This window comes from Paraburkholderia mimosarum LMG 23256 = NBRC 106338, assembly GCF_000739815.1.
GTDB lineage: Bacteria > Pseudomonadota > Gammaproteobacteria > Burkholderiales > Burkholderiaceae > Paraburkholderia > Paraburkholderia mimosarum.
Genome location: NZ_BBJJ01000016.1, coordinates 161,617 through 171,061, shown reverse-complemented (window position 1 = coordinate 171,061; position 9,445 = coordinate 161,617). Strand labels below are relative to the sequence as shown.

Below are 9,445 nucleotides of genomic sequence, written 5' to 3'. Positions count from 1 at the left end.
GCGTCATTTTTACATCGGCGCTAACAAGTATGCGTGCCGTCCGTGCAAAACCCGCCTGTTAGCGCGATATCCAGCGCGCGAAAGCTAAATGATTGAGCTATCCGAAAATCATAATGTCGCGCGAATTGAAGACGACACATATGGCAATTTTTGCGCAATGTATGGTGAGTTCCACATCGCCTAAAGCGTTAGGCAAGAGCGCTAAGATTTAGGAAAACTCCTAAAAATGATAGATCACGTTTTATTTTCAAATTTATTGTCTAGACTGAAGACGTGCTTCCAATCAATACGACACATCGAAACAGGAAAAATGTTCTTGCCTGGCCCGTCTAATCAGGGCAGGGCCAGGACGATTGAATAGATCCCGATTTCGTCTACGCTGCAAGTCGATCAAGGAAGTGCGCATCACCTGCCATAAATGCAATTCGGTTAAAAAGGAGCATCAAAATGACGATTTCCCTGGAAAAGGTAAAGATAATTCATGAATTGACCGCTGACGAGGTCGAGCCCGCCGTGGCCAACGTCAAATACGCACAGCGCAATGATGTCGAGGTAGAGCCGGTTGTGGCCAATGTCAAATACGCGCAGCGTAATGATGAAGAAGTCATGGCTGTCGCCGAGGCTGCCTGAACGCTGCGGTAATGCTCTGCATTGCTGTTCCACTCCCGGAGCAAGGGCTTTGCCCCTTGCTCAATTCTCCATATTTTTCCGAACGAAGAGTCGAATATGGTCGCATTATTGTCAACGCAATTTGCAAAAGAATTATGGGGTAGGCAAGCGGCGGAGCTGGATATATCGCGGATCCCATTCAAGGATAAAGACGTGCTGGGTGCGCTCAAGGAATATGCGGTGTGCGCGAACGACATTCGATCGTGCAACTCCCGGTCCGAAGCCATAACCGCTTTCAATGGAAAGCGCACATCAGTACCGCGTCATGATTTTCTTGCGCTTCCGCCCGATAACACACTCGATGATTATGTATCGAGAATTGGAAGTCTTGCCGGCGACGACGAATGGATGGTCATGTACTACGGGCTTCATACGGCAAGCCCCATTATCTGGGATGTTGCAAAAGCGTTTTCCGACCAGCTCGCCTTGTCATTAGGCTATCGGCCTGGCGGCCGCGTGGATATTGATTGCTTTATCGGTCGATATTCATCCACATATATCGGTATCCATGCGGATCATGCACATAATTTCGGGTTCACCCTGCGAGATGGGAAAACAATGTTCACTTGGCCCGGAAACCGGTCGGATCTCCTTGGCGTGCGATTTCCCTATTATGAATCATTCAAGTCTGAAGGAAGTCCGCTTGAGAACAAAATCAATCGTGTAACCTATTTCCCCCATGACTGGCTGCACGTTGCAGAAACTAAATCGGATGTTTCGGTAAACGTGAATATCGCTTTTTGGGAGACCGGTAACGATTCCCAGCAAAATGTGAACTACCTGAAGGGCCTGCTTCAGGCACCCAATCGTACCCGCCATGACGTACGCTCCTCGGGCATCGCAAAGCTGAACCCTGATGGCGAGCTTCTGCTTTCATCCCTGAAGATCTTGCTTGACGGTGCGTTTCTGAAAAGACGCATGATCATTTCTCAACTGATCTCGGACACCAGCAGCCGTATGAATGTCGGCCGTCCAATCGTCGAAGTCGAAGAGTTGGACGATGTCATCGCCCTCAACGCCGTCAGCACCCTGCAGTGGACGCCAGTAATGCAGGCGGGCGAGGTGCTGGTCGCGGCCAACGGCCATTGCGGCAGCTTCAGATACAGCGACGCATTGCATGAATTTCTGAATTGCCTGTCGGCCGGTCAGCAAGTGAACATTTCGGATTTATCGAGCGGGAAAGACGAGCTGCTGAACGATGATCTCTTGAGTGTCGCCGCAACGCTGACGCGGTGGGGAGCACTTTGATGGGCATCAAAGGTCGATGGGCGTTTGCTCTTATTTGTATCTCCCTGTCGTTTGGCAGCTTCGTCGATGAAGCGGCTCAAGTGACCTTTGCCCTGAGGCTGGCTGACCAGACTTCCAGGGTATCGATATTGCTCGCCGCCGGCCTCATCGGAGGCATGCTTTCCAGCCCGATCTCACCGATGATCCTCCGGCGAATCGAGCCCCGCAAAACGATTCCCGCGGTATTTCTCCTACAGTCGATTCTGATAACGGTCGCGTCCTCGGCCGATCAGTTCTGGAGCTACGTCGTCGTGTCAATGGCGCTCGGATCCACGGGGTCCGTTCTTTGGGCAGCAATCATGGTCGCCATTCCAGGCTATACAAACGACGATCGGTACATCGATCGCGTAAACCGGATTACGCAATCGGTGCGGAACATGGGTTACGTGGGCGGCCCGGCTCTCGGCGGGCTGCTGTATGGCATGGCCGAGCGTTCACGGGGGCTGTTGCTGCTGGCATTGTTGGTGTTGGTCGCCGCGCCTGTTACCGCGCTAGGTTTCAAGGTACTGGATTCTTTCAATCAAAAATCCGTTCAGGCGCCCACGCAAGTAAAGCAGAAGGGACGATTCGACCTGCTCGATCTCTTTCGCACAGCAGGCGTGATCCGTGCGGTAGTGCCGGTATTGATCACGATCGTGCTGACATCCACGCTCAATGTGCTGTTGATATTTCGAATTCGCACCGAACTGCAGTTCAGTGCCGAGACCTACGGGTTCGTCGTCAGCGCGTTGAGTATGGGGCTGATCGTCGGTCCCATGGCTTTTGCCGGAATGTTTGCGAAATTCGGCGACGCTGCCGGCGCCTCCATTGCCGCAACTATCATCGGCTTCGGCATCTTGGGGCTCGCATTGAGCGACGCGGCATGGATCATCATGTGCGCCACGTTTCTGATCGGATCGGCAAACGGCATCCAGAACGCGCTCACAGCAAGTTTCATGATGAAGGCAATCAATCCGCAGCGGCGTATCGACCTGATGCCGGCCTACATATTTTGCATCCAGACTTCGGTATTTCTCGGATTCCTGAGCGCCGGCATGATTAGTACGGCCCACGTGAGCATGGCCCTCATGGCTGTTGGAGTCGCAACGGCGATCATCGGCGCATGCGGCATCGCACTGAATGTCAAAAACCGACCAGGCATGGTTCCCAAAGGAGCTTAATGATGGATGGCATAGGACGCTTCGGATCGAAGCCAAAAGATCCGAGATCAATCAAACTGCAAGCCCCTTTGGATCGCATCGTGACATCGGGCATGGCGGATCTCAGAGTCAGCCACTACTACTTCGACGAACCGCTATTCGACGAGTATGAATTGACGACAGTCCGTGCGACATGGGATTTTTCCGCCGCGGAATCCATTGTCCGCGATGGGCACAATATTCTTGATCTGGGCTGCGGTGATGGTCGCCTGCTCCTGCACCTCGCCAAAAAAATTTTGTTGGAGGAGAGTTTTGGCATCGACATCTCTCCCGTCGCCATTGATCGCTTCAATGCGTCCGTAAATCACAGCCATATTCATGCGCTCCAGGGCGACATATTTGATCTGCCGACGCCGATAACACAACGACGCTTCGACGTCGTTACGTTTGGCGATGCGACCGTCAATTTCGTTCTGGACGACGATAGACTCGAAGCGTTGTTGCGTACATCCACCGCATCTGCAAAAAAGCCCGTACGCCTGACAGCGCACGGGCTCCAAATCAAGCCGGGCGCGGCCTCTGCCGCGCGCAAACTCAGTCTGCCTTGACGCCTTCGACCTGGATCTGCAGCGTCGTGGCCGTCTTGAAGCCATACGACTGGCCCCAGTTCACGCCGTAGTCCGCACGGTCGAATTGCGCGGATGCGTCGGCGCCGCACACTTCGCGCTTGAGCATCGGGTTCTGGAAGCACTTGAACGAATCGATCTTCAGGTTCAGCGGCTTGGTCACGCCGTGCAGCGTGAACGTGCCGATCACTTCCACCGGCTTGTCGCCTTCAAAACGGATCGACGTGCCCTTGTAGGTGGCCGTCGGGTACTTTGCGATGTCGAGGAATTCGGCCGAGCTCACGTGCTTGTCCAGCTTCGCGTTGCCGGTATCGATCGACGATGCATCGATCGTCACGTCCACGGTGCCCGTCTTCGCTTCGCGATCGAGCGTGACCGTGCCCGAACTCTTCGTGAACTTGCCGCGCCACACCGAGACGCCGCCGAAGTGATCGGCCTGGAAGCTCGGGTACGTGTGCATCGGATCGAGGTTGTAGGTCGTGGCGGCTGCCAGCGCCGGCGTGGCGACGACAGCAGCGAGCGAAGCGGCAACGGCCGCGGCGATAAACGTGATCTTCATATGGCGATTCCTGGTGCGAGAGAAACTGCGTGAAAAAGCGATGTCCCGGGCGCGTCAGTGCGCGGCGGACACGATGTGAAACTTGATCTGGACGTCGTCGGCAACGACCGAGGTGTCCTTCCACTCGCCCGCGCCGATGTTGTACGCGAGGCGCTTGATGGGCAACGTGCCGTCGAACACCTGGTTGGCGCCGTCCTTGCGGTACTGGACCGGCACGACGACGTCGGTCGTCTTGCCCTTGATCGTCAGTTTGCCGGCCACGCTGAATGCACCGTTCGCGCCCGGCTTGATCTGCGTCGAGACGAAAGTCGCGTGCGGGAAGCGGGCGGCATCGAACCACTCGTCGCCGGCGACTTCCTTGTTGTACTCGGGCGCCCCGATGTCGAAGCTCGCCACTTCGACGTCGAGCTTCGCGCTCGATGCCGCGATGTTGGCCGGATCGAAGCGCACGTCGGCGCTGAAACGGTTGAAGCGCCCTTCCACCGGCACGTTCATCTGCTTGAAGACGGCGGTCACGGAATTCTTCGCGGCTTCGGCGGCAGCATCGGCGTTCGTCGCGAAAACCGCGCCGGCGGCGAGCGCCGCGCCGAGCGCGACGACGGAAGCGGTATGGGCAAGACGTTGGATCATGGGCGTTCAGTCCAGGGTGGGAGGCATCGGGATTGGGTATCGGAACGGGGTGCGCCGGGCGATCAGTCGCGCGGCGCGCCGAACGGCAGCATGCGCGAGAGGATGTTCTGGCGGTCGATCAACTGATGCTTGATGACCGCGAGCACGTGCAGCACGACCAGGATGAGCAAGGCGTAGTTGAGCGCGACATGCACGATGCGCAGCACGCCCTTGAGCTGGGTATCGGGGTCGATCAGCACGGGCATCGGCCAGATGCCGAGGTACACCACCTGAATGCCGGCTGCCGAACTGTAGAGGTAGCCCGTCACCGGAATGGCGACCATCAGCACATAGAGCGCAAAGTGGCCCACGTGCGCGGCGAACTTCTCCCAGCCATGCATGGAGCCGGGCAGCGCCGGCGCGGTGTGCGTGGCGCGCCACAGGACGCGCACGAGCACGAGCGCAAGCACGGTCACGCCGATCCACTTGTGCCACGAGAAATACCGCAGCTTGGTGGGCGTGATGCCGGGAATGTCGGTCATGACCCAGCCGAGCGCGAAGCCCCAGACGATCAATGCGGCAATCAGCCAGTGCAGCAGCATGGCGACGCCGTTATAACGGCCGACGGGCTTGACGGTAGGGTTCATCGACATACGGCTCCAATATTCAAAGGGGGCACTTTACCCGGTCAATCCTATTCAAACAATCGTCTACAATGGATCGTTACCATCCACTTTTTCGATAGATTGACGATGGACCGCTCCCCGAGCCTCGAACAGTTGCGCGCGCTGATCGCCGTTGCCGAAACCGGCAGCTTCTCGGCGGCGGCGCGGCAGCTCGACCGCGCGCAGTCGGTCGTCAGCTACACGATTGCCAATCTCGAAGCGCTGCTGGGCGTCGCGCTCTTCGAGCGCGGCAAGCGCAAGCCGGCGCTCACGGCCGCGGGCCGCGCGATCCTCGCCGACGCGCGCCGTCTCGATCTGCTCATGGGCCAGCTTAACGCCAAGGCGGCCGGCCTGCAGCGCGGGCTCGAGGGTGAGGTCTCGCTGGCCGTGGACGTGATGTTTCCGTCGCAACGCCTCGTCGAGGCGCTGCAGGCGTTCGCGCTCGCGTTCCCCACCGTCGCGCTCAATCTGACGATGGAAGCGCTCGGCGGCGTGCTCAAGCTCGTGCTCGACGGCGACTGCGCATTCGGCATCAGCGGGCCGAATGACAACTGGCCGCATGTGATCGAGGCGCAGTCCATCGGCACCGTGGAACTCGTGCTCGTGGCCGCCCCCTGTCATCCGCTTGCCCAGGCGGATCAGCCGGTGCGCATTTCGGATGCGCGCGAGCACACGCAGCTCGTCCTGACCGACCGCAGCCGCCTGACCGAAGGGCAAACCTTCGGCGTGTACAGCAATCGCGCGTGGAAGCTCGGCGACCTCGGCGCAAAACACAGGCTGTTGCTCGCGGGCCTCGGCTGGGGGTCCATGCCGAGGCATCTCGTGCAAGCCGATCTCGATGCCGGACGGCTCGTGTGCGTCGCGCTCGCCGACCGGCGCTCGGTGAACTACCACGTCTCGCTGATTCACCGCACGGATGCGGCAAGAGGCCCGGCGAGCGAATGGCTCGGACATTACCTGACACAAGGCACGCCGCTGGAATCGCCCTTGCCCGATGCGGGCTGAAGCTGCGCTGCGCGCCCGGGCGCGAGAGAGTTGTGCGAACGCAACCCGTGTGCACACCTGACAAAGCTTCACAAACCCGCGCAAGCCGCGTCCGGCCGCGCTCGCGCGGCCACGCGCCCCGACCGTGCGCCAGCGGATGCGGTGCGCCCGCATTTATCGAGATGCATCTCCGTGCCAGGATCGCGCCACCCGTCGCCCGGGGCCGGTGCGCGCAACGATCGCGAGCCCCGCTGCCCCGCGCGAGCCTTGCGTCACTCGCCGGTCATCTCGCGTCATGGTCAACTTCGTCTGCTTTCTGATCTGGAATCTCGCCCTGCTCGTCGTCGTCCGCTTCGGCTGCTGGCTCGTCCGACGCGCGCGCCCCGATGTCACGCTCAATGGCACACGCGTCTTTGCCGGTTTGATGGCGATTGCCCTCGCGTTCGATACGGCAGTCACCTTCCTCGTCTTCGCCGACGCAGGCGGCAACTGGCAAGCGCACAACCCGAGCGAAACTTACCCGGAACGCGCCCTCTCCTACGCGCTCGCCGCATTGCTCGCCCTACTTCTGGCGTGGCGGACGCGCCGGCGGAAAGCGCGCAAGGCACGCGCACGCCCCGGCGAACTCGAAATCGAAACGTCTGCCTACAGCAAATCGACGCTGCCGATGTGAGGCGCAGGCCGCGTATCGCGCCGATCCCTCGTCGGCCTTTCTTGCCCTTGGCGGTCTTACGAACGTTTTGCGCGGCTCCTCTTGCCGAGCGTATTCCAGTGCGCGCGCCTGGCGCCGACTTCGCGACAGCCGACCGCGATCTGCGTGGAGCGCAGTTCATCCAGCTTCTCGGTGTTGGCATTGAGCCCGGTGTTGTGAAGGTTCATGGCGGCTTCCCGGTTCGTATCCGTGCCGCTTTGCGCAACGAAAGTGGCGAAGGGCTATGCGTGCAGTATTGCGCGCCTGCGCATCGCGCGGCGCCCAGGGTCCACGCGGAGGCGATCGGGCACGTTCGATGCGCGCTTCCGCCACTTCGCCTATAAATAGGCACCGAGGGATAGACGCCGGCCACGACGCGCGCCGGACTCCCCGCCAATGTCAGTTGTACGTTCCTACCGGCTCAATCAACGGCACAAGCGAGGGCATCTTGGATCTCGAAACCATCCGTACATTCGTCATGACCCGAGGCATCGACTTCGGGACCAAGGTCCTGGCGGCGATCGTCCTGTGGATCATCGGACGCTGGGCTATCAACTTCATCGCCGGCCTCCTGCGCAAGGTGCTCGCGCGCAACGAGCGCGTCGACCCGACGCTCGCGCATTACCTCAGCTCGATTCTCGCCGCCGTGCTGAACCTGCTGCTGGTCCTCGCGATCCTCCAGGTGTTCGGCGTGCAGACCACCTCGTTCGCCGCGCTGCTCGCCGGTCTCGGTCTCGCCATCGGCACCGCGTGGGGCGGCCTGCTCGCGCATTTCGCGGCAGGCGTGTTCATGCAGGTTCTGCGGCCGTTCAAGGTGGGCGACTTCGTCACGGCGGGCGGCGTTACGGGCACGGTGAAGGAGCTGGGAATTTTCGGCACGACCATCATCTCGCCGGACAACGTGGTCAACATCGTCGGCAACAACAAGATCTTTTCGGACACCATCTCGAACTACAGCGCGACGCCCTGGCGCCGCGTAGAGCTAACCGCAAAGATCGCCAACGGCGTCGATGCCGTCGATGCAACCCGGCGCCTGCGCGCGGCCATCGCGAAAATTCCGAACGTCTCGCAGGAGCCGCCGCCCGACGTCGAGATCCTCTCGTTCACGCCGGAAGGCCCATTGCTCGCCGTGCGTCCCTACACGAACAACGAAAGCTACTGGCAGGTCTACTTCGACACCAATCGCGCGATCGTCGAGACCTTCAAGGACGCCGGCTATCCAACGCCCGAGACGCCATCGATCGTTCGCCGCGTCGGCTGAATCGCCCCTCGCATCGGCATATCGGCGCACCAGAGACGCACCAGACAAAACGGCATCGCCTTCGCAGGCGATGCCGTTTTTTCATGCACTAACGATGTTCGGGCGCAGCGTTCAGCCGCCGTTCGGCTTGCGCACCGTAGCGGCGCGCGAGTTCTTGCGCATCATCTTCCATACGCCGCCCAGCACGACCGGCACGACCGCCGCGCCTATGCCGACCAGCACGATCACGTTCAGATACTGGCGAATGAACGGGATGTTGCCGAAGAAGAAGCCGAGCAGCACGAGCAGCAGCACCCAGAAGAACGCGCCCGCGAAGTTGAAGACCTGAAAGCGCTGCATGCTCATTTGCGAGACGCCGGCGACGAACGGCGCGAACGTGCGCACGACAGGAATGAAGCGCGCCAGCACGATGGTCTTGCCGCCGTGACGCTCATAGAAGTCATGGGTTTTCTGCAGCGCGGCGCGATCGAGGAAGCGCTCGAGCACGGGGATGTGCGTGTTGAACACCTTGGGCCCAATGGCGCGGCCGATAAGGTAGTTGACCGTGTTGCCGGAAACCGCCGCGAGAACCAGAAGGAAAATCAGCAGCCCGAGATGCATCTCGTGCGTGGCGGCGAACGCGCCGCCGATGAAAAGCAGCGAGTCGCCCGGCAGGAACGGCAGGATGACGAGGCCCGTTTCGCTGAACACGATCAGGAACAGCACCGCGTAGACCCAGGCCCCGTACTGGTGGATGAAGACGCCAAGAAACGTGTCGATGTGCAAGACAAGGTTGGCGAACTGCAGAAGCGTATCCAAAGGTGTCCCTTATTGAACGTGGGTCGCGGACCTGAAAAGGCGCGTTCGCCCGGTGTTGCGCGAGAAGGCAAATTGACCGCGCCATGATACCGAAAGTGCCCGGCCGTCACGAAAAAATCCCGCCAAATTCGGTGATTTCACGCACAAAGCACCCCGA

Annotated in this window: 11 protein-coding genes and 1 pseudogene; 7 read left to right on the top strand and 5 right to left on the bottom strand. The window is 59.9% G+C overall.

Annotated features, from left to right (window positions below):
• Window positions 1-447: 447 nt before the first annotated feature.
• The 4 genes and pseudogenes from BMI01S_RS14480 to BMI01S_RS14465 form a co-directional block, all read left to right on the top strand.
• Window positions 448-630 (top strand): hypothetical protein, encoded by a 183-nt coding sequence (locus tag BMI01S_RS14480; protein WP_028211711.1) that lies wholly within the window; start codon window positions 448-450, stop codon window positions 628-630.
• A gap of 96 nt (window positions 631-726) precedes the next feature.
• Window positions 727-1,917 carry a hypothetical protein gene (locus tag BMI01S_RS14475; protein ID WP_028211712.1) on the top strand — a complete coding sequence of 397 codons (1,191 nt, stop codon included), beginning with the start codon at window positions 727-729 and terminating at the stop codon, window positions 1,915-1,917.
• Window positions 1,917-3,116 carry an MFS transporter gene (locus BMI01S_RS14470; protein ID WP_028211713.1) on the top strand — a complete coding sequence of 400 codons (1,200 nt, stop codon included), beginning with the start codon at window positions 1,917-1,919 and terminating at the stop codon, window positions 3,114-3,116. Before BMI01S_RS14475 ends, BMI01S_RS14470 begins: the two co-directional genes overlap by 1 nt.
• Window positions 3,116-3,622, top strand: a pseudogene (locus BMI01S_RS14465) (methyltransferase domain-containing protein); the annotation flags it as partial. The gene BMI01S_RS14470 and the pseudogene BMI01S_RS14465, both read left to right, overlap by 1 nt.
• Window positions 3,623-3,689: 67 nt before the next feature.
• On the opposite strand, the gene BMI01S_RS14460 reads toward BMI01S_RS14465, so the two are convergent.
• The 3 genes from BMI01S_RS14460 to BMI01S_RS14450 all read right to left on the bottom strand — a co-directional run bounded on the left by BMI01S_RS14460 (window position 3,690) and on the right by BMI01S_RS14450 (window position 5,542).
• Window positions 3,690-4,280 carry a YceI family protein gene (locus BMI01S_RS14460; RefSeq protein WP_028211714.1) on the bottom strand — a complete coding sequence of 197 codons (591 nt, stop codon included), beginning with the start codon at window positions 4,278-4,280 and terminating at the stop codon, window positions 3,690-3,692.
• 54 nt (window positions 4,281-4,334) lie between these two features.
• A complete protein-coding gene (locus BMI01S_RS14455) occupies window positions 4,335-4,910 on the bottom strand; it encodes a YceI family protein (protein WP_154671241.1) in 576 nt (191 codons plus the stop codon).
• 62 nt (window positions 4,911-4,972) lie between these two features.
• Window positions 4,973-5,542 (bottom strand): cytochrome b, encoded by a 570-nt coding sequence (locus BMI01S_RS14450; protein WP_028211716.1) that lies wholly within the window; start codon window positions 5,540-5,542, stop codon window positions 4,973-4,975.
• Between the two features lie 99 nt (window positions 5,543-5,641).
• On the opposite strand from BMI01S_RS14450, the gene BMI01S_RS14445 reads away from it, so the two are divergent.
• The gene (locus tag BMI01S_RS14445; protein WP_028211717.1) at window positions 5,642-6,559 is read left to right on the top strand and encodes a LysR family transcriptional regulator; all 918 of its coding nucleotides are present in this window, start codon (window positions 5,642-5,644) and stop codon (window positions 6,557-6,559) included.
• 274 nt (window positions 6,560-6,833) lie between these two features.
• Window positions 6,834-7,211, top strand: coding sequence for a hypothetical protein (locus tag BMI01S_RS14440; protein ID WP_028211718.1), 378 nt, complete (start codon window positions 6,834-6,836; stop codon window positions 7,209-7,211).
• A gap of 56 nt (window positions 7,212-7,267) precedes the next feature.
• Here the strand turns inward: BMI01S_RS14440 and BMI01S_RS40795 are convergent, their stop codons facing one another.
• A complete protein-coding gene (locus BMI01S_RS40795) occupies window positions 7,268-7,417 on the bottom strand; it encodes a hypothetical protein (protein WP_154671242.1) in 150 nt (49 codons plus the stop codon).
• 260 nt (window positions 7,418-7,677) lie between these two features.
• Here BMI01S_RS40795 and BMI01S_RS14435 point away from each other — a divergent pair, with 260 nt between their 5' ends.
• Window positions 7,678-8,490 carry a mechanosensitive ion channel family protein gene (locus BMI01S_RS14435; RefSeq protein ID WP_028211719.1) on the top strand — a complete coding sequence of 271 codons (813 nt, stop codon included), beginning with the start codon at window positions 7,678-7,680 and terminating at the stop codon, window positions 8,488-8,490.
• A 111-nt stretch (window positions 8,491-8,601) separates the two neighbouring features.
• On the opposite strand, the gene BMI01S_RS14430 is transcribed toward BMI01S_RS14435, so the two are convergent.
• On the bottom strand, window positions 8,602-9,288 hold the full coding sequence (locus BMI01S_RS14430; RefSeq protein WP_028211720.1) for a VTT domain-containing protein: 687 nt from the start codon (window positions 9,286-9,288) through the stop codon (window positions 8,602-8,604).
• Window positions 9,289-9,445: the final 157 nt, after the last annotated feature.

What these genes read in the sequence shown, in the direction of transcription:
- BMI01S_RS14460 (WP_028211714.1), bottom strand. Translation starts at nt 4,280, where the DNA reads ATGAAGATCACGTTTATCGCCGCGGCCGTTGCCGCTTCGCTCGCTGCT.
- BMI01S_RS14480 (WP_028211711.1), top strand. Translation starts at nt 448, where the DNA reads ATGACGATTTCCCTGGAAAAGGTAAAGATAATTCATGAATTGACCGCT.
- BMI01S_RS14440 (WP_028211718.1), top strand. Translation starts at nt 6,834, where the DNA reads ATGGTCAACTTCGTCTGCTTTCTGATCTGGAATCTCGCCCTGCTCGTC.
- BMI01S_RS14470 (WP_028211713.1), top strand. Translation starts at nt 1,917, where the DNA reads ATGGGCATCAAAGGTCGATGGGCGTTTGCTCTTATTTGTATCTCCCTG.
- BMI01S_RS40795 (WP_154671242.1), bottom strand. Translation starts at nt 7,417, where the DNA reads ATGAACCTTCACAACACCGGGCTCAATGCCAACACCGAGAAGCTGGAT.
- BMI01S_RS14455 (WP_154671241.1), bottom strand. Translation starts at nt 4,910, where the DNA reads ATGATCCAACGTCTTGCCCATACCGCTTCCGTCGTCGCGCTCGGCGCG.
- BMI01S_RS14475 (WP_028211712.1), top strand. Translation starts at nt 727, where the DNA reads ATGGTCGCATTATTGTCAACGCAATTTGCAAAAGAATTATGGGGTAGG.
- BMI01S_RS14450 (WP_028211716.1), bottom strand. Translation starts at nt 5,542, where the DNA reads ATGTCGATGAACCCTACCGTCAAGCCCGTCGGCCGTTATAACGGCGTC.
- BMI01S_RS14445 (WP_028211717.1), top strand. Translation starts at nt 5,642, where the DNA reads ATGGACCGCTCCCCGAGCCTCGAACAGTTGCGCGCGCTGATCGCCGTT.